This is a genomic window from Micromonospora echinospora, assembly GCF_900091495.1.
Lineage (GTDB): Bacteria > Actinomycetota > Actinomycetes > Mycobacteriales > Micromonosporaceae > Micromonospora > Micromonospora echinospora.
Genome location: NZ_LT607413.1, coordinates 5,473,398 through 5,496,313 on the forward strand (window position 1 = coordinate 5,473,398; position 22,916 = coordinate 5,496,313).

Sequence of the window (22,916 nt, forward strand, 5' to 3'; positions counted from 1 at the left end):
CTTCGGGTGGTCAGTTGTCGAACTGGCTGGTCAGGTGGCGCTTGAGAACCTTGCCGCCCGCGTTGCGGGGCAGCTCGTCGACCAGCAGCACCCGCGACGGCAGCTGGTAGTCGGCGAGCCGGTCGGCGAGGAAGCCGCGCAGCGCGGCCAGGGACAGCTCGTCCGGGGCCGTGCCGGGGCGGGGCACCAGCACGGCGGCCACCGCCGAGCCGAGCACCGGGTGCGGCACCCCCACCACGGCCGCCCCGGTGATCCCGGGGTGCTCGTGCAGGGCCGCCTCGACCTCCAGCGAGGAGATCTTGAACGCGCCGGACTTGATGACGTCCTGGTGCCGGTCGGTGAGATACAGATAGCCGTCGGCGTCCAACCGGCCGACGTCGCCCATCCGCACCCACCCGTCCCGGAAGGTGGCCCGGTTGGCCGCCTCGTCGCGGTAGTAGGCCCGGGGATGCGGGGCCCGCAGCCACACGTCCCCGGTCGCCCCGACCGGCAGTGGATCCCCGTCGGGGCCGGCGATCATCAGCTGCCCGCCGACCGGGCGGCCCACCGCGTCCCGCCGTGCCGGGTCGTAGATCATCGTGGTCTGGGCCGGGGCCGCCTCGGTGGACGTGTAGTAGTTGACGATCGTGGCCGCCGGGAGGGCCGCCGCCAGCCGGGCCGCCACCGCCGGTGGCAGCGCCGCCGCGGTCGACCCGACCAGGTGTACGCCGGACAGGTCCCGGTCCCGCAGCGCCCCGGAGTCGAGCAGCTCGATCGCGACCGACGGCACCACGAACAGCGTCCCGACGCCGGCCGTCTCGATCACCCGGGCGAACCGCAGCGGGGTGAACCGGGGCAGGGTGAGCGCGGTCGGCTTGGCGGTGAGCGCGTTGAACAGCATGGTCTGCCCGGCGTTCGTGCCGATCGCGAAGGCGTGCAGGAACCGTTCGGAGTGGGCCAACGCCAGCCGCCGGACGTGGCTGGGCGCGCCCACGGTCAGGTTGGCGTGACTCGCTCCCACCCCCTTGGGCCGGCCGGTCGTCCCCGAGGTGTAGAGGATCTGGGCCAGGTCGGCCGGGCGGACCGTCGGCAGTTCCACCTCGTCGCCGCGCTCGGCGCGCAGCTCGGCCACGGTCCACACCGGCACGCCGGCCGGCGCCGGCGCGGCGGTGTCACCTCCGTGCACCAGCGCGCCCGCCGCGCAGTGGGTCAGCGCGTGGTCGAGCTGGCCGGCGGCGAGCCGGTCCGACAACGGCACCGCCACCGCGCCGGCCCGCAGCACCCCGCAGTACGCCACCGCGTACTCCGTCCAGCCGGCCGGGCCGAAGACCAGCCCGACCCGGTCGCCGGGGCGGATCCCACGGCGCAGCAGCGACCGGGCCACGGCGGTCGCGTCGGACTCCCACTCGGCGAAGGTCAACGCGGCCACCCCGTGCACCTCGACCGCCACCCGGTCGGGGTGCACGCCGTGACGCCAGGTCAGCAGCTCGGGCACGGTCCGGGCGGCCGGCGGGGCCGGCCGGCGGACGGGCGTCGCGGCGCTCATGTCAGGCCGCCCTCCGTGCCGTCACGTCGCCGGTCGCGGTGCCGACCGGCGACGGCTGGACTCCGGCGGCACGCGCCTGTCGGGCCTCGATGCCGATCAGGTCGTCCGGCGGGGCGTCCGGCACCTCGTCGTCGAACCGGGCCAGCACCGGCGTGCGCAGCGACACCAGCGCGGTGAGCGCGATGCACCCGCCGAAGACCAGGTAGAGCAGGGCGATGCCCCGACCCGGCCCGACCCCGATCACCGCGCCGACGCTGCCGGCCAGCGCGCCACCGGGCATCAGCAGCGGCTCCAGGGCCTGCGACGCGAACGGGGCGATCACCCCCCAGCCCAGCGGCATGGTGGACCAGGCCACCATCTGGTTGAGCGCGAACACCCGGCCGTGGAACCGGGGCGGCACCTTGGTCTGGATGATCGTGTTGTAGACGCCGTTGACGATGCCGAGCGCGAGGTAGACGCCGAACGCGCCGGCAGCGACCGTGACCAGGCTGGGCCGCAGCCCGGTGACCAGGCAGGCCACCGCGATGCCGAGGGTGCCCAGCAGCACCGCCCGCATCCGCCGGCGGCGGGGGCCGCCCCAGACGAGCATCACCACGCCCCCGACGGCGGCGCCGACCCCGCCGGTCAGCGCCACCTTGGCCACCTCGGCCAGCTCGGCGAAGCCGAGCACCAGCGGGGAGAGCAGGTAGAGCACCGGGAACAGGAACAGGTTCAGCGCGGCGAAGAAGACCAGCATGGACCGGAACTCGCGGCGGCGCACCGAGTAGCGCAGGCCGCCGAGGATCTCCTCGCCGATGCCCTCCCGGCGTTGCAAGGCCAGCGTCCGGGGGAACCGGAGGAGCAGCAGCACCCCGATCGCGAACACGTACGACGCGACGTCGATGACCAGGATGCCGGCGAGGCCGACCGCCTCCAGCAGGGCCACCGCGATCAGCGGCACCAGGAACTGGGTGATGCCGGTGGCGGTCTGCGCCAGTCCGTTGGCGTGGCCGAGGAAGCGTTTCGGCACCAGTTGCGGTACGGCGGAGACGAACGCCAGCCGTTGGAACGACAGGGCCACCGAGAGCCAGCCCACCAGCACGTAGAAGTGCCAGACCTGGATGCGGTCGGTGAGCACCAGCGCGGCCAGCGCGGCGTTGGCCGCCCCGGCGGCGGTGCCGGCCAGCAGCAGCACCTTGCGTCGGCTGGTGCGGTCGATCAGCGCGCCGGCGATCGGGGCGACCAGCAGGCCGGGCACCAGCCCGAGCACCGCGAAGAGCGCGAACCGGGCCAGTGACCCGGTCTCCAGGTAGATCCAGAGGGGGATGGCGAAGTTGGTCAGCGCGGTTCCCGTACTGGACACGATCTGACCGGCCGCGACCAGGCCGAACCGGGCCATGCTCGGCTGCGGGTCCCGGTCGGCGGTCCGGCGGCGACCACCGGGCCGCTCCGGCCGGTCCGGCGGCGCGGCCGGGCCGGGAGACGACGCCGGTTCGCGCCCGCGATCGGACACGGCGGCCAGCGTCCAGGGTGGATCCGACCCGTCCGGCACGGACGCCCCGGTCGCGTCGGCCGGGGGCGGACCGTCGACGCCGGCCGGGTCGGCGATCCGGTGGTGCACACCGGTGACGATCTCGGCCAGCTCCCCGGCCCGGTACTTGAGGAAGTAGTGCCCGCCCTCGTCGATCACCGCCAGCGCGGTCCGGTCGCTGAGGAAGTGCCACTCCCGGAACCGCTCCTCGTGGAACTCGGTGCCCCGGTCCCGGTCGCCGACCACCGAGATCACCGGCGCCCGAAGCGGGGTCACCCGCCGTTCCATCAGCTCGGTGAAGTACTCCTCGGAGACCTGGGCGTCGTGCCGCATCGCCCGGATCAGGAACGCCACCTCGTCCGGGTCCAACGCGCCGATCGACGTGCCCTGGGCCTGCAACCAGGTGCGGTAGATCCGGTCGCTGCGGATCCGCTCGGACAGGCGCAGGCGCAGCAGCGGACCGAGCAGCCCGCCCACCGGCCGGGCGAAGGGGAACACCGCACCGAGGTAGACCGCGGTCAGCTCCCGGCCGGCCGCCTCCAGCCGCCGGGCCACCTCGACCGCGAGGGCCCCGCCGGGACCGCAGTGCCCGTAGAGCACCAGCGGACCCTCGACCCGGGCGAGGATCTCCGCGACCACGTCCCCGGCGACCTCGTCGATCGGGGCCGGGTCGTCGGCCAGGCCGATGTCGTGGCCGGGCATGGAGACCGACAGCAGCCGGTAGCCGGGCGGCAGGGCGTCCGCGAGCGGCTGGTACACCACCGCGCTGCCGCCGCCGTACGGGACGCAGACCAGGGTGGCGACCCGTTCGGCGACCGGCACCGGCGGGGTCAGTTCGTGCAGCAGGCCGACCGGCTCGGCGTCGGCCGTCGACACCCGGGCGGCGAGTTCGCGGACCGTCCGGTGGCGGAACAGGTCCATCACACTGACCCGGGGGGCGGCGCCTTCGGCGGCCGGCAGCTCCCGGCGCAGCCGGGCCACCACCTGGGTGGCCAGCAGCGAGTGCCCGCCGAGGTCGAAGAAGTCGTCGGTGGCCCCGACCTCCGCCAGCCCGAGCACCTCCCGCCAGATCCCGGCGACCAGGTTCTCCACCGGGCCGACCGGGGCGACCCGCTCGCCGGTCGGCGTCTCGACGGTCGGCTCGGGCAGCGCCCGGCGGTCCACCTTGCCGTGCTCCTGCAACGGCAGCTTCGCCAACCAGACGAACCGCTGCGGCACCATGTGGTCCGGCAGCCGGTCGGCGAGCGTGCGGCGCAGCTCGGTGGCCTCCGGGGTGTCCGCGCCGGGCACCGGCTCCAGGTAGGCCACCAGCCGGTCGTCGCGCAGCACCACCACCGCCTGGCGCACCGGCGGGCAGTCGCGCAGCGCGGCCTCCACCTCGCCCAACTCCACCCGGTAACCCCGGATCTTGACCTGGTGGTCGGTGCGCCCGAGGAACACCAACTGGCCGTCGGCCCGCCACCGGCCGAGGTCACCGGTGCGGTAGAGGCGGGCGCCGGGCGGCCCGAACGGGTCGGGCACGAACCGCTCGGCGGTCAGCCCAGGACGGTTGAGGTAGCCCCGGGCGAGCCGGTCCCCGCCGAGGTGGATCTCGCCGGGCACGCCGATCGGCACCGGACGCATCCGGTCGTCGAGCACGTGCACCCGGGCGTACGGCAGCGGCCGGCCGGTCGGCACCGGTCCGCTGTCGTCCCCGTCGGCGGCCACCTCGTGGGTGGCGATGCCGACCGTCGCCTCGGTCGGTCCGTAGTGGTTGAACACCCGGGCCGGGCCGGCGGCGGCCAGCGGCCGCACCCGCGCCAGGTCGGAGGCCTCGCCACCGAGGATCAGCGCCCGGGCCGGCAGCAGCTCGGCCGGTTCGGCGTCGGCGGTCAACGCCGCCAGGTGCGACGGGGTGATCTTCAGGTAGTCGATCCGGTGTTCCCGCAACTGTTCGGCGAGTTCCGCGCCGGTGCCGCGCCGGGGGAGCAGGTGCACCACCCCACCGGTGGCCAGGGCCAGGTAGAAGATGGTGACGCTGAAGTCGAACGACATCGACTGGAGCAGCGCGTAGCGGCCGGCCGGGACGACGCCGAACCGGTCGGCCACCCCGTCGAGGTAGCGCAACACCTGCCGGTGCGCCACCGCCACCCCCTTCGGAGTGCCGGTGGACCCGGAGGTGTAGATGACGTAGGCCAGGTTCCCGCCGTGGACGTCGGCGTCCGGCGCGGTCTCCGGGCAGCCGGCCACCTCCCCGGCGATCTCGTCGAGGCAGGCCGGGGCCGCCGGGACCGGGATCGCCGGGTCGGTCGGGGCGAGTCGGTCGCGCAGGTCGTCGCTGGTCAGCACCACCGTCGGCCGGGCGTCGGCGAGCATGGCGGCCAGCCGGTTCGGCGGCTGCTCCGGATCCAGGGGCAGGTACGCCCCGCCGGCCCGCAGCACGCCGAGCAGCGCCACGGCCAGCTCGGCGGACTGCTCCAGCAGCACGCCGACCAGCGCGTCCGGGCCGACGCCGCGGGAGCGCAGCCAGTGGGCCAGCCGGTTGGCCCGCCGGTCCAGGTCCCGGTAGGCCACCGCGTCCGGGCCGCAGATCACGGCCGGCGCGTCCGGGGTGGCCGCCACGTGCGGGGTCACCAGGTCGGCCAGGGTGGTGGCGGTGCCGGTCACCGCGACGGCGGGCGCTGCCGGCGCGTCCGGCGCGCTGAACGCCAGCACCCGGTCCCGCTCGCCGGCCTCCAGCAGGTCCAGGTCGACGATGGGCAGGTCCGGGCGGGCCACCGCCGCGCGGAGCAGGGTGGTGAACCGCTCGGCCAACCGGTCGACGGTGGCCGCGTCGAACAAGTCGGTGTTGTAGACGAACATCCCCCGCAGGCCGTCGTCGACCTCGCCGAGGTACAGCGACAGGTCGAACCGGGCGGCGTTGCCGTCGGCGCCGAAGCTCTCGGCGATCAGCCCGGCGGGCCACCGGCTTCCGCTGCCCCGGTCGTAGTTCTGGAGGGTGAACAGCACCTGGAACACCGGCGACCGGCTCACGTCCCGGGTCACGTTCAGTTCCTTGACCAGGCGCTCGAACGGCACCTCCTGGCGCGCCAGCGCCTTGACCACCCCGGTGCGGGTCCGGCGCAGCAGCGTCGCGAAGCTCGGCTCCTCGCCGGGGGAGTCGGCGGAGGCTCCGCTCGGCGAGAGGTCCGCGCGCATCGCCAGGGTGTTGACGAAGAGCCCGATCAGGCTCTCCAACTCGGGCACCACGCGGCCGGCCACCGGCGAGCCGATGGCGAAGTCCCGTTGGCCGCTGTGCCGGAACAGCAGCGCCTGGAGACCCGTGAGCAGCGTCATGTAGAGGGTGGCCCGCTGGCTACGGGCCAGCTCGCGCAGCCCGGTGGTGAGGTCGGCGTCGATCCGGAAGCGGTGGGTGGCCCCGGCGTACGTCTGTACGGCCGGGCGGGGCCGGTCGGTGGGCAGTTCCAGCGCCGGCACCCCGGCCAGCGCCGTGGTCCACCAGGCCAGCTCGGACCCGGCGTCCGGCCCGTCGACGCGGTGCCGCTGCCACGCCGCGTAGTCGACGTACGAGACGGTCGGCGGCGCGGGCACCGGACCGCCGTCGCGCAGTGCGCCGTAGAGCGTGGCGATCTCGGTGAGCAGCAGGTCCAGCGACCAGCCGTCGCTGACGATGTGGTGCATGGCCAGGTGCAGCACGTTGTCGTCGTCGCCGAGCCGGATCACCAGCGCCCGCAGCAGGGGAGCGGTGGCCAGGTCGAACGGGGTGCGTGCGGACTCGGCCACCAGGGCACGGGCGGTCGTCTCGTCGACCACGCCGGTGACGGTGACCGGCACCTGCACGGCGGGCACCACCTCGACCACCGGCTCGCCGAGCTCGTTCTCGGTGAACCGCATCCGCAGGCTGTCGTGCCGTCCGGCGGTGGCGTCGATGGCGGCGGTCAGCAGGTCCGGATCGAGGGGACCGGTCAACCGCAGCGTCGCGTAGACGAGGTAGCCCGCCGTGCCGGGAGTCAGTTGTTCGGTGAACCAGATCCGCTCCTGGCCGAACGACAACGACGGGCTCGCCCCGACGGTGTCGGGAATCCCATTCGAGGAGGAACGGACAACCCGGGCCGGAAGGTCTACATTGGTCACGCGGCGAGGCCTTACGTCGATGGCGGGCGAGGCAAGCAGTGTGCCGAATGCAAACGACGCATGTAATCAACTGAACGGCGCACAGACGGACGCCTGTCCGGCGTGGGAAAGAGCCCCTGACGTGCACTGTGGAAAGCCCGAACGAGCGATCCGGGTGACCGGGCGTCGTTTTACCGTCAGGAATGCGATTCGCGGATGCCGTGGTGCCGGCCGAGTGGGCCACCGAGACGCTGGTCCTGGCCGAGTTCGGCGGTGGGCGCACCGAAACGGCCCCGACGACCTGGGCGCAGGGCGTCATGTTCCGGGCCGCCGCGCGGTCCGTCGCGAACCACCGGTTCCTGAACCTGCGCCGTACCGTGCCGGTGTCCGGGCGGGTCCGCGCGGACCTGCCCGGCGTGACCCGCGCGCTCGGAGCCCTGGTCAGCCGGCACGGGTCGTTGCGGACCCGGGTCCGGTCGGTCGACGGTGAGTTCCGGCAGGAGACTGCGGCGGCCGGCCAACTGCCCCTGCTGGTGGTGCCCGGTGAGGGGGACGGCGTGGCGGCGGCCGGGGCGGCGGCCGAGCGGCTCGCCGACGTCGCGTTCGACCACGCGGCCGAGTGGCCACTGCGGGTCGCCCTGGTCACCGTCGACGACCGGGTACGCCAGATCGTCATCGTCTTCAGCCACTCCACCGTGGACGCGTACGGGGTCGAGGTGGTGCTCCGGGACCTGCGGCTGCTCCTGCTGCGGGGGGAGATCGCCACCCCGCCCGGCCCGCAGTCGGCGCAGGTGGCCCGGGACCAGCACGGGCCGGACCAGGACGGTTCCGCCCGAGCGGTGGAACACTGGGCGCGGGCGCTCGCCCAGCTGCCGCAGCCGCCGATGACCCCCACCCACCCCGAACTGACCCCGCGACTGCGCCGGGGGACGCTGGTCTCCCCGGCCGCCGACCGGGCGGCCCGGCTGCTCGCCGCCCGCCACCGGGTCAGCGCCTCCGCGGTGCTGCTGGCCGCCACCACCGCGCTGGCCGCCGGCCGCGACGGGTCGTCGGTGTGTGGTCTCTTCACGATGGCGCACAACCGTTTCCGGGCCGAGTACGCCGACGCGGTGGCGAATCTCGGGCAGATCGGAATATGCGTGGTGGACCTGGGCGACCGGCCCGCGTTCACCGAGTTGCTGCCCCGCATCTGGCGCGGTGCGCTGGGGGCGTACCGACACGCCTATTACGATCCGGTAGCCCTGCGGAACCGTTTACTGGCGGACGGTCACGACCCGACCACCGCATTTCTGCCGTACTACTATTTCAACGACGTGCGGCTGGCCGGCGGAAGCGCCGGAACGACCCCGACGGTGACCGAAAGCGACCTGCGCGCCACCATGGCGGAGAGCAGCTTCCAGTGGATCGACGGCATGGCCAAGGCGGCCTGGCACCGGCTGACCCACGTCGTCGACGAGCCGGGGGCGGTGGGCGTCACGGTCAGCGTCGACACCCGGTTCGTGCCCGTCGAGTCGGTCGAGCCGTTCCTGCGCGACCTGGAGGATCTGCTGGTCACGGCGGTCTTCCGGGAGGTGGCCTGGCCCTGGGCGCCCTCGTCGCCCGTCCTGCCCCGCTGACCGCCGGGGTAACCTGAATGGTGCTCACTTCCCAACCCACGGACCAGGCCACGGCGCGCACCGAGGAGATGGCGTACGCGGACTTCCACGGCGGTCGGGCCGCCACCGGGCCGCTGACCTGGGGGCAGCGCGCGATGTGGCGGGCGGTGGTGGAGTTCGAGTCCACCCGGCACAGCTTCCTGAACCTGCGTCGTACGCTCGCCGTCTCGCGGCGGGCCGGGGTGGACCCGGCGCGTGCGGTACGCGCGCTCGCCGCCCTGGTCGGCCGGCACGAGTCGCTGCGCACCCGGGTCCGCCCGAGCGACGGCGAGCTGCGCCAGGTGGCCGCCGCCGAGGGGCGACTGCCGGTGCTGGTGCACACCGTGCCGGCCGCCGGGGCCGATCCGGACGGGCAGGTGGCGGCCGGCGCGCTCGCCGCGCGCTTCGGCGACCCGCGGTTCGACCACGCCGCCGAGTGGCCGCTGCGGGCCGCCGTGGTGGTCGTCGACGGGCTGGTCCGACAGGTCGTCGTGGTCTTCAGCCACTCCACCGTCGACTTCCACGCCACCGAGACGGTGCTCCGGGACCTGCGGATGCTGCTGTTGCGCGGGGCGGCGCCCACCCCGCCGGGTCTCCAGTCGCTGGACGTGGCCGACCGCGAACGGCAGGTCGAACGGCGACGGTCCGACCGGGCGGTGGCGTACTGGCTCCGGCAGTTCCCCACGCTCGGGGCGGGCAGCTTCGCCGAACCGGTGGGGACCGGGCTCACCCCGCGTTACCGGCGCGGCGCGCTCACCTCGCCGGCGATCCACCACGCGGCCCGGCTGCTCGCCGCCCGGCACCGGACAAGCAGCTCCACCGTCCTGCTCGCGGCCACCGCCGCCGCGCTCCAGGCCGGCGGCGGACCGGAGGTCGCCGGCCAGGCCCGCGGCGGGTCCGAGGCCGTCGGCATCTTCACCATGGCCAACAACCGCTTCCAGCCCGAGTACGACACCGCGATCAGCAAGCTCAACCAGATCGGGCTCTGCCGGGTCGACCTCACCGGCCGACCGGACTTCGCCGAGTTGCTGCGGCGGGCCCGGCAGGCGTCGTTGGACGGGTACCGGCACGCCTACTACGATCCGCTCGCGCTCGCGCAGGGCTTCGCCGACCACGGCTACGACTACGGCACGGCGCTCGCCCCGTTCTGCTACCTCAACGACATCCGCCTGCCCCACGACGTGCCGGCCGACGTGGCCGGACCGGACGAGCCGACGCTGCGCACCCCCGGCTCCTTCCGCTGGCTGGAGGAGTTGGACCGGTTCGCCTGGCGCTGCCGGATCCAGGTGATGGACGCGCCCGGCGCGGTGGAACTGGCGGTCACCGCCGACACCGTCCACCTGCCACCGGACCGCGCGGAACGGCTGCTGCGGGACATCGAGGACCGGTTGGTCCAGGCGGCCCGGTCCGCGGCACCCTGACCGTGGGCCGGACGGCTCTCCTGACACCCCGCGGTTCGCGGCGGCCAGCCTCCGCTTCGTGGCCTCGCTGGCGGAACAGGCCGTCGCCGAATGGCGGTCGACGCTGGACGCCCTGCGGGTGTTGCCGCAGATCGGCCCGGACGCGCCGGTCGGCTACGGCGGGGGCATCGCGATGGGCACGGCGATCGGGGTGCGGCTGGCCGCGGCCGAGCCCCGGATCACCGCCGCGATCTTCGGCGGCGGGTTCTTCGTGGACGAACCGGTGATCATGGCCGCGCGGCAGATCACCGTGCCGGTCCAGTTCCTGCTGCCGTGGGACGACGAGCACGTCGACCGTTCGTCCGGGCTCGCGCTGTTCGACGCGTTCGCCTCGGCGGAGAAGACGTTGCACGCGAAGCCGGGCGACCACCGCAGCGTCCGGTGGGTCGGGGTGGACGACCGGCGTCCGGTCACCTTGACGACAGCGCTCAAGTGCCGGCATATGCGTTGATGAGATTGGATTCCACCGGTGCCGGACGCAGGCGGTGGGCCACGCGCTGGCCAGCGCCCCGGAACGCCTCCAAGGCTGCCTTCGAGGGCCTCGCTCCGGCCAAACCCTGACCACCTCAACGGCCAGTCAGCCGTCAACTCGACACTCCAAGGAGGCGTCTATGAGCGAATGTCCGAAGTGCGGCAGGCGCAAGGACTCGGGCGAATGCATGTACTGCTGGGGCCTGGAGGCGGGGGCGGACTACCACGCCGGAAAAAGGGATGTGCGCATCCCCAACTCCAACCTGAGGCGAAACATTGACACCGGAGCCGTCTCCAACCCACATTCGGGCTGCGTGGTGCTCGCCGTGCTCGCACTGTCCGGGCTCATCCCCGGTGTGCTGCTGATGTGGAATTTCCTGATCTGAACTGTCTTCCCCAAGGTCCCCGGTCGGCGACGCGCAACCTGGGTTCTACCCTCCGGGGCCGTGACCCGTGCGGCGGGTCGCCTGACGCGTAACCTATAGGTTACGCTTCCGGGTGTGGACGAGGTGGTCGAGGCGATCGCGGATCCGATCCGGCGCAACATCCTGGAGATGTTGCGGGACGGGCGGCTGACCGCCGGCGACATCGCCGCCCACTTCCCGGTCAGCCGGCCTGCGGTGAGCCGACACCTGCGGGTGCTCCGCCAGGCCGGTCTGGTCCGCGACGAACTGGTCGGCCGGCAGCGGCTCTACCAGCTGGAGTCCGAGCCGTTCACCGCCCTGGTCGAGTGGCTCGCCCGGTTCGACCAGCCGCGCGGCTGGGAGCACCGCCTCGACGCGTTGGAGACCGAGGTGTACCGCACCCGCCGCGAACGCCGGGGCAGCACCGGACGCCCCGCCGAGAAGAAGAGGACCGCATGAACCGCCTACCCGTCGGCCGGTTGTTCCGTACGGACGCCGGCAGTGACCTGGTGCTGACCCGCGCCTTCCGGGCCCCGATGGAGGACGTCTGGGCGAGCCTCACCGAGCCGGATCGCACCGCGCGCTGGTTCGGCCCGTGGGAGGGCGACCCCGGGCCCGGCCGCACCATCCGGGTACAGATGGCGTACGAGGAGGGGGAGCCCTGGTGCGACATGCTGATCGAGGCGTGCGAACCGCCCCGCCGGCTGGCCGTCGCGACGCTCGACGAGCAGGGCTCGTGGCGCCTGGAGATGCTGCTGGCCGAGGCCGACGGAGTGACCGAGCTGCGGTTCACCCACCACCTCGACACGGAGGAGGCGATCGGCGAGGTCGGTCCCGGCTGGGAGTACTACCTCGACCTGCTGGTCGCATCCCGCGACGGCACGGCCCTGCCCGACTTCGGCGACTACTACCCGGCGATGAAGCCGTACTACGACGGGCTGCGCTCCTGACGGCACGCCGCCGTCGCGGCGGAGCCGTCACTCAGGGAGTGGTGGCTCCCGTTGCCGTCGGACGTGCCGCCGCCTGCTCCGTCTCGCGGCCCTTTCCGCTTACCGGTCACCGCGTCTCCGCAGCTGCCCCCAGGCGGCCACTGACTCTCAGGAACGCGGTGCCCTGGCCGAGCGCGACCAGTGCGTTGGTCACGACGAGGGCGATCCAGAGCCCGACGATGCCCGTGGCCGACGCGACCGGCAGCGCGACCAGAGCGAGGATGCCGTAGGCGACGGAGAACACCACGAAGCTCGGTGCCGTGCGCCGGAGTCCGGTCAGACCGAACCCGAGGACCGCCTGCAACCCGTCGCCGAGGACGGCCAGCGCCACGACCGGCACCAGTACGGTCGTGAGGGAGCGGACCACAGGGTCGTCGGTGAACAGGGGAAGGAAGACCGGACGCAGGATCACCAGCAGGGCACCCGAAGCACCCACGGTGGCGGTGGTGACCACCAGCCCGGCCCGGACCCCGCGCCGCGCGCCCGGGAGGTCGCCCGCCGTGGCCCGGCTGCTGACGAGCGGTACGCCGGCCTGGCCGACCGCGACCGCCGCCGTGAAGATCAGGCCGACCAGCGAGGTCGCGATCCCGTGCGCCGCCGTGGCGGGCGGGCTGATCCGGGCGGCGGCGAAGGCGAGGAGGCCGAGCACCCCGAACTTGACCAGGACAGTGCCCGCCATCGGAATGCCGACCGTGGCCAGCTCCCGCACCCGACGCGGGTCGGGACGGACCGTCACCAGACCGGCCAGCGGATTGCCGAGCGTCGACCGCAGACCGGACAGGTTCATGGCGCAGGCGGCCAGGTTGGCGACGAGCACGGCGGTGCCGGCACCGGCCAGGCCGAGCGCGGGCACCGGCCCGAACCCGTTGACCAGCAGCGACGACAGGCCGGCGGCGCACGTCGCGGCGACCAGACCGGCCCGCATCACGGTCCTGGTGCGACCGAGCCCGACCAGGCTCGACGAGGCCATCGCCCCGACCGATCCCAGCAGCACGGATCCGGCCAGCAGCAGCGGGAGGACCCCGAGTTCGGCGACCGTCTCGGCCGGTACTCCGCCGACGCGGGCCAGCAGCGGCACACCGGACACGGCGACCGCACCGGGCACCCCGACGGCGACGGCTAGCCACGTGCCGTCACGGACCACGCACAGCACGCCGTCGCGGTCGTGGGCGGCCGACGACACGAAGGGCAGCACACCACGCACCGCGCCGGTCACCGCCGCCGTGGTGGGGACGTGGACGGCACTGGCCAGGGCGAACGCGGCAAGGGCGGCCGTGTCGAACCGTCCCAGTGCCGCCGTGACCACCATCGAACCGACGGACGCGGCGATCATCGACAGGTACAGCGGAGCCGCCACCGCGACGATTCGCCACCCGTCGCCGCCGAGGCCCGCCGTTCGTCGCTGGTTGAGGAAGCCCTCCACCGTCGGCACGATGCCCTCCTGGCATCTCGGAAGCAGGATGAGTCAGCGTGCGGGACGCCACTCGCCGTACCGCTGCGCCGCCGGCCAGTGCCAGGGCCGTCGACAGGAGAACGGCGAGTCGTGCAGTTCGAGCTTGGTGAGCTCTACGCCTTCCGGAATGTCGAAGACGATTACGCCGGTGACCTGGTTGCCGGGGTCGATGTCGTCGAAGAACGTCTCGGCGTTCTTGTTGGCGTAGGCGGCAGCAGCACCGTCGGTAGAGTACTCGGTGTCGTCGGCCGCGTACGCCTTCTGGCTACTGCCGTCGAACATCTGCGCCTCCTTGTGGAACCGCGCCACCGCTCACCGCCCGCACAACTGTCCTGGCCTGCCTCACCCGGCGGTTCGCTAGTGCCGCGGGCCGGCGGACTCTGCGTCGGCCCACAGGGAGGCGGCGTGCTCGACGAACGGGTGTTCCGCTGTCGAGCCGACCCCGATGCCCGGCCCCACCAGGGTTCCGCAGCGTGCGTGGTAGCGTCAGCCCCAGCGTCGCGTGCCGGTGGCAGACCGTGTCAGGCATGGAGGCGCCGGACCGAAGGGAATACGGCGACGATGATCGTTGTCCCTTCGCCCTCGACCTATGCGTGAGGGCGAGAAGAGCAGGCTGGTGGCCTGGCATCGCGAGCTGCGCGACGTGCACGACAGGCTTCGCGAGGCGTTGGCACTGACCCGACAGGCCCTGGCGGCCGGCAAGCCGGCGGAACCGGCGACCAGAGATTTGCTGCTGTTTTGTCACGGGTTCTGCGCCGCCCTGACCGCTCACCACGAGGGTGAGGATCGCGAGCTGTTCCCCGCGATCGCCGAGCAGCACCCCGAACTGCGCGAGGCGCTGCGCTACCTGCGGCAGGACCACTCGATGATGGCTCACCTGTTGTCCGGGTTGCAGGACGCCGTGACGCGGGCCGCCCCGCCCGCCGAACTGGAGCGCCATCTGGAGGGGCTGGCGGCGATCATGGAGTCGCACTTCCGTTACGAGGAACGGCAACTCCTCGCCGTGCTGAAGACCCTGGACCTCGACGCGGACCCAGGCGCAGTCCTGGGACCCCTGTAGTCGCCCCACCCCCACCGCCCCGCATCGCCTCGCCCCGTCGATCTTCGAGTTCGGGCACCAGCCAAACCTCCACCAAGGTCGCTGACCGTGCGCCACAACTCCATGATCGACGGGGCAGGCCTCGCTGCCGCCGCGGTGCTTGCCGTGCGGAGGCGTCATCCCAACTGGCCCGGCCGATCAAGTCCTGCATACCGCCCGGACCGGGTGTCGCCCGCGTGTTCCGCGATCGTCCAGCAGTTCTTGACCGGCAACGGCGCCAGCAGCCCGGCCACGAAGTCCCGGACCCGGCGCCGTGGTTCCGGGCGGGCAAAGCGTGATCCGGCCACAGCAGGTCAGAACGGTTCTCCTGCTGAAGTATTAGCCCTATCCGCTCATCACCACACCAGGCATGCCCGGTCAGGGCCGTTTAGCCAAGGCATTCCAGGGACTTGACGGGTCCGTGGCTAGGCGGCCACGTTGAGAAAGAACTTTTCGTGATCGCCACCCGGGGCGCCGAACTGGCAGTTGACTACCCCACCGCCACCGTTGGTGGAGGCTGTCACCCCGAAGCCGACCAGGCGCAGAAACGAATTCGGAAAAAACGTCGACTCGAAGGAGAACGAGCCGCCTGCCTGCGGGAGAAGCTTGAACGTCTCGTGGGTACCCACGTGGACCTGGCAGTTGACGGTCCCACCGCCCGGCCCTCCGGGGATCTGCGGCAACTCGGCGGCGTCCATGCGCAGATACACGTTCGAAAAGGTCGCCGACGCGAAGGCGAACGAGCCGTCGGCCTGCGGGAGAACCTTGAACTTCTCGTAAGGTCCCGCGCCAAATTGGCAGTTGACGACCCCACTGCCAGACCCGTTCCAGGTCGTCACCCCGGTGCCGTCCATGCGCAGATACACGTTCGGAAAGGTCGTCGAAAGGATCGTGATCGGTGTGTTTCCGAGCGCCGCGAGGTCCGCCACTGACAACGGCATGAGAGGTCCTCTCCTTCTTCGGGAATTCTTACTCACGATAGTCGGATCGTCACGGAGAGATGAACCCTGGCGTTTGGCGAAGGGCGAACGTAACGACGATGGCGGACGGATGTGACAATACCGAAATGCAACACCATGCCGGGATTCTCCGAGGCGAGGACTGGCGGTTCCGGTTGGTCAGAGCCGAGTGCGAGCGCGATCAGCGTCGCGTCTTTTCCACCAGTAGTTCTGGTCGCGCCGAATCCGCCAACTAATTAGTGCGGTTGGCGCTGACGCTCGACCGCTGTTGACCTGTGGGCGAGTCGCTGCCGAGCAACGATCGCCTATAATAAATGGCAAAATCCCTCGTCCTGGGAACCGGATAGGGCTAATGCTTCAGCAGGAGAACCGTTCTGACCTGCTGTGACGGTGTGGTTTTGTCCGTCGACAGTGAGCAGCCACCGTCGAGCCTGAGGTTGTGTGGACCAAACAGGATGCGGCGGTGGCTGCCGCCTACCGAGTAGACGTTCAGCGATGGGCCGCGTTGTTTGACGGGCTGATGGACCCGGTCGGATCACGCTTTGCCCGGTCGGAACCACGGCGCCGGGTCCGGGACTTCGTGGCCGGGCTGCTGGCGCGGCTCCCCGCCGAACACCGGGCCGCCCACCTGATCGACATCACCCGGGCTCACCTCGACCTCGGCGATCACCGGCCCGCCGGCCGGGCACTCGTCGCCGTCGACCGCATCGCCTTGGCCGAGATGCGACTCCGGCCCGTTGCCCACGCCGCCCTGGCGGCTGTCCTCCGTGCTGGTGCGAACCCGGTCGATCTCACCCGCCTCGCCACCACACTCGGCCTGACCCGTCCTCGTGTCGGGTAGGCCCCGTCCTGCTGATCACGGCCAGCCCAGGAGTGTGTCTTGGGAGGCTCGTAGGGGACGGATGCGGAGTGCCCGGCGGTACGCGCCGACGGCGAGGTCGGCATGGTCCGGCTGAAGCGGTGGCGGTCGGTCACCGCCGGGGCGAACCCGACGGTGTCGGCGCTGTCCTCGATCGGGATGTCCGTCGTTTCCAATGTGCAACGCCGACGGGTCGGCTTCTACGACCGGCGGGGAGCGGTGCGCTCGCGCTCGGCAGGTTTCGCTGCCGCTTGTCGACCGTTGGGGCTGAGTCCGACTCAGCAGGGATGGACGTAATTCTGCACGATACCGGTGGTCAGGTAATAGTCACTGACCCACGTCACGCGGCTCGGGGTGTACAACTTCGACCAGATGTTGTAACCGTTCACGCTGGTCCCGTACGCCCAGCAATCGACCTCGACCATCTGCCCGTTGGCGTACACGGCGACCACCGGATAGCCGGTTCCCGGGCCGGAGCGCGCGTTGAGCCCGGCGGACCCGACGTTCTTGATGTAGGCGCACCAAGCACGGGGGTCGCTGCCTGCGGATCCGCACCTGAAGGCATCGGCCTGTGCGGGCGAGGGGAGGGCCAGGGTCGCGGCCAGCACCGTCGCCGTCACCACTCCGATGCTGGCCAGGCGCTTGGGCGAAAGTCCCGCGATGAGCGCTTTGATGGACACGTGAATTCCCTTTCCGGCGGCACGACAGGGGGCACGGAGGCGTCCCGGAACGGGGTGCAGGAGCCGCCCCACCGAAAGACCGCAGGCGTCAGACCTTCCGCGGGTGACTCCGTTCGCAGCATCGCCGCTGCCAAGGAAACGGTTCGCGTCCGATTGTGATCGACACGCGTGAATGCTAGGCCAGGTGCGTTGCGTAGTCAACAACTCGCTTGGCGTGACGTGACGCCAGGGAGTTCGGCTCAGAGACCGAAGAACTCCAGGTAGGCGTCGATCTGGTGGCCGAGCATCGGCAGGCCGGGTTGCGTCGGCAGGCCACGGAGGTAGGCCGCGCGCAGCAACGCCGTCTCCGCCGGGGTCATGATGATGTCGGCGACCACGGTGTGCGTCGGCAGCCCGGTCACCGGGAACGGCAGCGGGTCGCCGGGACGCAGGCCCAGGGGAGTGGCGTTGACCGCGAGGTCGACGTCGTCCAGGATCGGGCGGGCCGAGGTGCTGACCCGGCCCGGGTAGACCGGCGACAACCGCCGATGCAGCGTGTCGAGCCGTCCGGGGTCGGTGTCGACCAGGCGCAGCGCGGCCGTACCGGCGTCGAGCAGCGCGACCGCGATGGCGCTGCCCGCGCCACCCGCGCCCACCACGCACACCCGGCGACCCCGTGGGTCGTGCCCGGCCTCGACCAGGCCACGGACGAACCCGTCGCCGTCGAACGTGTCGGCCGTCCAGGTGCCGTCCGGCTCGCGGCGCAACGCGTTGGCGCTGCCGGCCAGGCGGGCGCGGTCGGTGACCCGGTCGGCCAGGGCGAGGACGGCCGCCTTGTGCGGCACGGTCACGAGGAGCCCGTCCAGGTTCGCCATCTGCCGCAGGCCGCGTACCACCGCTTCGAGGTCGGCCGCCGTGACGTGTACCGGGACCAGGACGGCGTCCGTACCCCGGCGGGCGAGCACCGGGTTGAGCAGGCCGGGCGCGCGGACCTGCGTGATCGGGTCGCCGAGCAGCGCGTACAGGCGCGTCGTGCCGCTGATCGCCGGCACGGCCGTGACGGGGGCGTCGACAGCGGTCATCGGAGGGGTTCCTTCCGGGTGTGGTTCACCGGGAGCCGGTGCCGCCGGCCGTCAGGTCACGGGCCAGCCAGAGCGCGCCGTGCAGCGAGGAGAGGCCGCCGAGGGCGGCGGCCCGCACCGTCGGGGCCGGTCGTCCGGGGCGTCCCGCCTGCCGGGCCAGGTCCGCGACGAGCGGTACGAAGCCGGGCAGACCGTCGGCGAAGCCGCCGCCCACGACCGCCACCGGAACGGCCAGCAACTCGCCGAGGCTGACCACCGCCGCAGCTAGGGCGGCGCAGCTCTCGTGCACCGCCGCGACCGCCCAGGGCCGGCGGTCCCGCAACCCGGCCCGCAACTGGTCGAAGGTGACCTCGCCGCCGTGCTCCCGGGCCGCCCGCCGCAGCGTGGCCGGGCCGGAGGCGACCGACTGGAGGCAACCGACGCGACCGCAGTCGCAGGGCACGCCGTCGAGGTCGACGACCATGTGTCCGACCTCGGCGGAGGTGCCGGCCGGGACGGGCCGGCCCTTCAGCACGATCCCGCCACCGACCCCGGTGCCCACGCCCAGGTACACCAGGTCGTCGTGGCCGGCGTGCCGGGCCTCGGCCAGCGCGGCCAGGTCACCGTCGTCGGCGTACCCGGTCGGGACGTCGGGGAAGAGCTGCCGCAGCGCGCCGGCGAGGTCGAGTCCGGTCCAGCTCGGCCGACCCGGCCAGGTCAGGACCGTGCCGTCGGAGCCGGTGATGGCCGGCATCGCCATCCCGACCGCGTCGACCGGTCCCCAGGTGGCCCGCAGCGCGGCGACCTCCGCGTCGAGCGCCGCCAGGTCGCCGGCCGGGCCGCCGCCGGACGGCCAGACGAAGGTCCGCTCGTACGCGGGCCGCCCGGCCGCCTCGGCGCGCAGCGCGACCTTCGTGCCGCCGACGTCGACCCCCAGGACGCCGACGTCCGGCCGGTCCGTCATGACGGTGGTCAGTTGGCGAGGACGTGCAGGACGGCGATCGCCGCCGCCGCCACGGCGAACGCCACCGGCACCACCGCCATCGGCACGGGGTCCTTGGCCCGGATGTGGTAGACGGCCGCGCCGATCAGCAGCAGGGTCAGCCCGACGGCCGCCGCGACGCCCACCGGCCACCAGAGCAGGCCGAGCAGCAACCCGGCGATCCCGGCGATCTCCAGGATGCCGATCGTCCGGGTGAGGCCGGCCGAGACGCCGATGCGGGCCATCCGGTTCCGCATCTCCAACTGGCCGAGGAGCTTCGGCAGCGCCACGGCGATGAGGACGGAGGCGAGGATGACGGTCAGGGTGATGATCGGGATACGCACGAAGCTGTCCTCAGGTCGGGGGTAGACGGACGGACGACCGTGCTGGCTCCGGCCGTGGAAGGGGATCGGTCACGCGACGGTGGCGACGAGCGCGCGGGCGGCCAGCCGGTAGCCCAGCGCCCCGAGTCCGACGATCACCCCGCTGGCGAGCGGAGCGAGCACCGAGTCGTGCCGGAAGCTCTCCCGCGCCCACACGTTGGAGAGGTGGACCTCCATCCAGGGGCGGGGGTAGTTGGCCAGCGCGTCCCGCAGGCTCCAACCGGCGATCATCAGGGCACCGGGATTGACGATCGCGCCGACCGTGTCGTAGTTGCCTTGGATGGCGCGGATCAGGGCGCCCTCGCAGTCGTGCTGCTCGGCCGTCACCCGCCAGCCGCGCGGCGCGACCTCCTCGGCGACCGCCCGCTCGATGTCGGCCAGCGTGTCGGTGCCGTAGATCTCCGGCTCCCGCTGACCGAGGATGCCCAGGTTCGGGCCGTTGAGCAGGAGCACGTTGGACACGGTTCACCTCGCGCGGAACGGTCCCGTCGGCGTGGGGTCGACGACGGGTCCCCGGCAGTATCGCGTCGGCGGCCGGTGTCGACCGCGCCCGCCCACCCGAAACAAGGGGCGGATAGGGGCAGCTAGGGGCGCTGCCGTGCGCCCGGCTGAGGTGGTTGAGGTGTGAGGAAGGGCCCCCTGCAGGTGATTTTTGCACTGCAAGGTGCCCCTGCAACCACCTGGAAGCTGCCCGCGCGCCACCTGGAGGCTGCCGCGCCACCTCAGGTCGCCCACGCCGCCACCCCGGGGGCGCGCCGTGGGCGGAGTGCGTCCTCGGGGCGCGCAGGGTGGGTCGCGTCAGCGTTCGCAGGTCTACTACGCGGACGGCCGCCACACGCCGTCCAGCAGGCCGACTAAGGGGCGGTTAGGGGCCGTTAGGGGAGTTGAGCCGCCGGCCAGGTCGGTTAGCGTCCACCGCGAGCCAGGTACGTCGCCGCGATCGACGGTGGCGTCCGCCCCGAGGGACCAGCCGGGCGGTGCGGGTCGTGGGTCGCATCCGACGCCCGGGATCGCGGGGCGGCGCGCCGCTGTCGACGAACGGCCAGTGAACCGCCGTTCCAGCTGGATTGGGAAGTGGGACATCATGAGTGGTCTGTCGGCGAGCGTGCCGGAGTTCCCCGAGTGGCCGCAGTTCGGTGACGAGGAACGGGCCGGCCTGGTCCGGGCCCTGGAGCAGGGCCAGTGGTGGCGCGTCGGCGGCAGTGAGGTCGACACCTTCGAGGCGGAGTTCGGGGCGTACCACGGCACCCCGCACGCGCTCGCCGTCACCAACGGCACCCACGCCCTGGAGGTGGCCCTGGAGGTGCTCGGGGTCGGACCCGGCACCGAGGTGATCGTCCCGGCGTTCACGTTCATCTCGTCGTCGCTGGCCGCGCAGCGGCTCGGCGCGGTGGCCGTACCGGTCGACGTCGACCTCGACACCTACTGCATCCAGCCGGAGGCCGTCGCCGCCGCGATCACCGACCGCACCCGGGTGATCATGCCGGTGCACATGGCCGGGCAGATGGCCGACATGGACGCCCTCGACAAGATCGCCGCCGACGCCGGGGTCGCGATCCTCCAGGACGCCGCGCACGCCCACGGCGCACAGTGGCAGGGCAAGCGCGTCGGTGAGCTGGGCTCGGTGGCCGCGTTCAGCTTCCAGAACGGCAAGCTGATGACCGCCGGTGAGGGCGGCGCGGTCCTCTTCCCCGACCAGGAGCTGTACGAGCGGGCGTTCCTCGTGCACAGCTGCGGCCGGCCGCGCACCGACCGCGACTACCTGCACCGCACCACCGGGTCGAACTACCGGATGAACGAGTTCAGCGCCGCCGTCCTGCGGGCCCAACTGTCCCGGCTGGACAGCCAGATCGAGCTGCGCGAGCAGCGTTGGCCGCTGCTGGCGAGCCTGCTCGCCCAGATCCCCGGCGTGGTGCCGCAGGGCCGCGACGACCGGGGCGACCGCAACCCGCACTACATGGCCATGTTCCGGGTTCCCGGCATCGGCGAGCAGCGCCGCCGGGTCGTGGTGGACGAGCTGATCGCCCGGGGCATCCCCGCCTTCGTGGCGTTCCGCGCGATCTACCGGTGCGAGGGTTTCTGGCTCGCCGGCGCCCCGGACGAGACGGTCGACCAGGTCGCCGCCCGGTGCCCGAACGTCGAGCAGATCCACGCCGACTGCATCTGGCTGCACCACCGCACGCTGCTCGGCACCGAGGAGCAGATGCACCAGATCGCCGCCGTGCTCGCGGACGTCCTCGGCGAATGAGCGCGTCGCCGTCGGCCGCCACACCGGGGCGCGTCCGGGTCGCCGTGGCCGGCCTGGGCTGGGCCGGACGGGAGATCTGGCTGCCCCGACTCGCCACGCACCCACGCTTCGCGGTGACCGCCGTGGTCGACCCCGACCCGGCGGCACGTGACCGGGCCCGTGCCACCCACGGGGTTCCGTCCGCGTACGCCGACGTCGACGACATCCCCGCCGACACGGTGGACCTGGTCGTCGTCGCCGTCCCCAACCACCTGCACGCGGGCGTGGCGGCCCGGCTGCTGCGCCGGGGCGTACCGGTCTTCCTGGAGAAGCCGGTCTGTCTCACCTCCGCCGAGGCGGACGAACTGGCCGAGGCGGAGCGGGCCGGCGGCGCGGTGCTGCTCGCCGGTAGCGCCGCCCGCTACCGGGCGGACGTCCGCGCCCTGGTCGAGGCGACCGCCGACCTGGGCGCCGTCCGCCACGTCGACGTGGCCTGGGTACGGGCGCGCGGCGTTCCCGACGCCGGTGGCTGGTTCACCCGGCGGGAGCTGGCCGGCGGCGGTGCCCTGGTCGACCTCGGCTGGCACCTGCTCGACACGGTGCTGCCGCTGCTCGGGCCGGCCCCGGTGGTGCACGCGGTGGGCAGCGTCTCCGACGACTTCGTCAACGACGACGCCGCCGCGGCGGCGTGGCGCGGCACGGCCACCGACACCGGCCGGGCCCGGGGCGACGTGGAGGACACCGCCCGCGCGTTCCTGCTCACCGCCGACGGGGCCTCCGCCGGCCTGCATGCCTGCTGGGCGTCGCACGAGGCGCGGGACCGCACCACCATCGCCGTGCACGGCACCGGCGGCTCGGCGACCCTGCACTGCACGTTCGGGTTCAGCCCCAACCGGGAACCGACGCCGGTGCTCACCCGGACCCGCGACGGCGAGACCGTCCGCCTGCCGCTTCCGGTGGAGCCGATCGGCGCCGAGTACGACCGTCAGCTCGACGTACTGCCCGACCTGCTCGCCGGGCCGGACAGCCGGGGCGTGGCCGCGGCCGAGGCCCGCCGGACCATCGACGTCATCGAACGGATCTACCGCTGCGCCCGGCCCACCGCGCCGACGTACGCGCTGGCGGGAACCCTCGACCGGTGAGAACCACCGGCGAACCCACTCGGGAGCA

Annotated in this window: 20 protein-coding genes and 1 pseudogene; 9 read left to right on the forward strand and 12 right to left on the reverse strand. The window is 72.7% G+C overall.

Features of this window, described 5'->3' with window-relative positions; translation table 11 throughout:
• Positions 1 to 10: 10 nt before the first annotated feature.
• Positions 11 to 1,525, reverse strand: coding sequence for a class I adenylate-forming enzyme family protein (locus tag GA0070618_RS24260; protein ID WP_088983681.1), 1,515 nt, complete (start codon positions 1,523 to 1,525; stop codon positions 11 to 13).
• Position 1,526: 1 nt separating this feature from the next.
• A complete protein-coding gene (locus tag GA0070618_RS24265; protein ID WP_231931436.1) occupies positions 1,527 to 7,148 on the reverse strand; it encodes a non-ribosomal peptide synthetase/MFS transporter in 5,622 nt (1,873 codons plus the stop codon).
• A gap of 182 nt (positions 7,149 to 7,330) precedes the next feature.
• Here GA0070618_RS24265 and GA0070618_RS24270 point away from each other — a divergent pair, with 182 nt between their 5' ends.
• The 6 genes from GA0070618_RS24270 to GA0070618_RS24295 all read left to right on the forward strand — a co-directional run bounded on the left by GA0070618_RS24270 (position 7,331) and on the right by GA0070618_RS24295 (position 12,046).
• Positions 7,331 to 8,743: a condensation domain-containing protein gene (locus tag GA0070618_RS24270; protein ID WP_088983683.1), complete on the forward strand. Its 1,413-nt coding sequence runs from the start codon at positions 7,331 to 7,333 to the stop codon at positions 8,741 to 8,743.
• Positions 8,744 to 8,760: 17 nt separating this feature from the next.
• Entirely contained in the window at positions 8,761 to 10,182 is a 1,422-nt protein-coding gene (locus GA0070618_RS24275) for a condensation domain-containing protein (protein ID WP_088983684.1), read from the forward strand.
• 58 nt (positions 10,183 to 10,240) lie between these two features.
• Positions 10,241 to 10,672 carry a hypothetical protein gene (locus GA0070618_RS24280; RefSeq protein WP_197701625.1) on the forward strand — a complete coding sequence of 144 codons (432 nt, stop codon included), beginning with the start codon at positions 10,241 to 10,243 and terminating at the stop codon, positions 10,670 to 10,672.
• A gap of 160 nt (positions 10,673 to 10,832) precedes the next feature.
• The gene (locus GA0070618_RS24285; RefSeq protein ID WP_143740361.1) at positions 10,833 to 11,078 is read left to right on the forward strand and encodes a hypothetical protein; all 246 of its coding nucleotides are present in this window, start codon (positions 10,833 to 10,835) and stop codon (positions 11,076 to 11,078) included.
• 114 nt (positions 11,079 to 11,192) lie between these two features.
• A complete protein-coding gene (locus tag GA0070618_RS24290) occupies positions 11,193 to 11,555 on the forward strand; it encodes a metalloregulator ArsR/SmtB family transcription factor (RefSeq protein WP_088983686.1) in 363 nt (120 codons plus the stop codon).
• Complete coding sequence (locus tag GA0070618_RS24295; RefSeq protein ID WP_088983687.1) at positions 11,552 to 12,046, forward strand: SRPBCC family protein; 495 nt, start codon at positions 11,552 to 11,554, stop codon at positions 12,044 to 12,046. Before GA0070618_RS24290 ends, GA0070618_RS24295 begins: the two co-directional genes overlap by 4 nt.
• 106 nt (positions 12,047 to 12,152) lie before the next feature.
• Here the strand turns inward: GA0070618_RS24295 and GA0070618_RS24300 are convergent, their stop codons facing one another.
• Positions 12,153 to 13,517, reverse strand: coding sequence for an MATE family efflux transporter (locus GA0070618_RS24300; protein ID WP_197701626.1), 1,365 nt, complete (start codon positions 13,515 to 13,517; stop codon positions 12,153 to 12,155).
• Between the two features lie 33 nt (positions 13,518 to 13,550).
• Entirely contained in the window at positions 13,551 to 13,820 is a 270-nt protein-coding gene (locus GA0070618_RS24305) for a DUF4352 domain-containing protein (protein WP_088985798.1), read from the reverse strand.
• 307 nt (positions 13,821 to 14,127) lie between these two features.
• On the opposite strand from GA0070618_RS24305, the gene GA0070618_RS24310 reads away from it, so the two are divergent.
• A complete protein-coding gene (locus GA0070618_RS24310; protein WP_088983688.1) occupies positions 14,128 to 14,598 on the forward strand; it encodes a hemerythrin domain-containing protein in 471 nt (156 codons plus the stop codon).
• A 142-nt stretch (positions 14,599 to 14,740) separates the two neighbouring features.
• Here GA0070618_RS24310 and GA0070618_RS34865 read toward each other — a convergent pair.
• The 8 genes and pseudogenes from GA0070618_RS34865 to GA0070618_RS24345 all read right to left on the reverse strand — a co-directional run.
• Positions 14,741 to 14,924, reverse strand: a pseudogene (locus GA0070618_RS34865) (IS701 family transposase); the annotation flags it as partial.
• 117 nt (positions 14,925 to 15,041) lie between these two features.
• A complete protein-coding gene (locus GA0070618_RS24315; RefSeq protein ID WP_088983689.1) occupies positions 15,042 to 15,557 on the reverse strand; it encodes a fascin domain-containing protein in 516 nt (171 codons plus the stop codon).
• A gap of 553 nt (positions 15,558 to 16,110) precedes the next feature.
• Complete coding sequence (locus GA0070618_RS33655) at positions 16,111 to 16,320, reverse strand: hypothetical protein (protein ID WP_157749001.1); 210 nt, start codon at positions 16,318 to 16,320, stop codon at positions 16,111 to 16,113.
• 392 nt (positions 16,321 to 16,712) lie between these two features.
• Positions 16,713 to 17,114, reverse strand: a complete 402-nt coding sequence (locus GA0070618_RS24325; protein WP_197701627.1) for an SH3 domain-containing protein — start codon at positions 17,112 to 17,114, stop codon at positions 16,713 to 16,715.
• 239 nt (positions 17,115 to 17,353) lie between these two features.
• A complete protein-coding gene (locus tag GA0070618_RS24330; protein WP_088983691.1) occupies positions 17,354 to 18,175 on the reverse strand; it encodes a shikimate dehydrogenase family protein in 822 nt (273 codons plus the stop codon).
• 25 nt (positions 18,176 to 18,200) lie between these two features.
• Positions 18,201 to 19,118 carry an ROK family protein gene (locus GA0070618_RS24335; protein ID WP_088983692.1) on the reverse strand — a complete coding sequence of 306 codons (918 nt, stop codon included), beginning with the start codon at positions 19,116 to 19,118 and terminating at the stop codon, positions 18,201 to 18,203.
• 8 nt (positions 19,119 to 19,126) lie between these two features.
• Entirely contained in the window at positions 19,127 to 19,480 is a 354-nt protein-coding gene (locus GA0070618_RS24340) for a DoxX family protein (RefSeq protein WP_088983693.1), read from the reverse strand.
• A gap of 69 nt (positions 19,481 to 19,549) precedes the next feature.
• Positions 19,550 to 19,981 carry a type II 3-dehydroquinate dehydratase gene (locus GA0070618_RS24345; protein WP_088983694.1) on the reverse strand — a complete coding sequence of 144 codons (432 nt, stop codon included), beginning with the start codon at positions 19,979 to 19,981 and terminating at the stop codon, positions 19,550 to 19,552.
• A gap of 622 nt (positions 19,982 to 20,603) precedes the next feature.
• Between GA0070618_RS24345 and GA0070618_RS24350 the strand changes: the two genes are divergently transcribed.
• Positions 20,604 to 21,767 carry a DegT/DnrJ/EryC1/StrS family aminotransferase gene (locus GA0070618_RS24350; RefSeq protein ID WP_088985800.1) on the forward strand — a complete coding sequence of 388 codons (1,164 nt, stop codon included), beginning with the start codon at positions 20,604 to 20,606 and terminating at the stop codon, positions 21,765 to 21,767.
• Entirely contained in the window at positions 21,764 to 22,888 is a 1,125-nt protein-coding gene (locus GA0070618_RS24355; protein ID WP_088983695.1) for a Gfo/Idh/MocA family protein, read from the forward strand. Before GA0070618_RS24350 ends, GA0070618_RS24355 begins: the two co-directional genes overlap by 4 nt.
• The last annotated feature ends 28 nt before the right edge of the window (positions 22,889 to 22,916 follow it).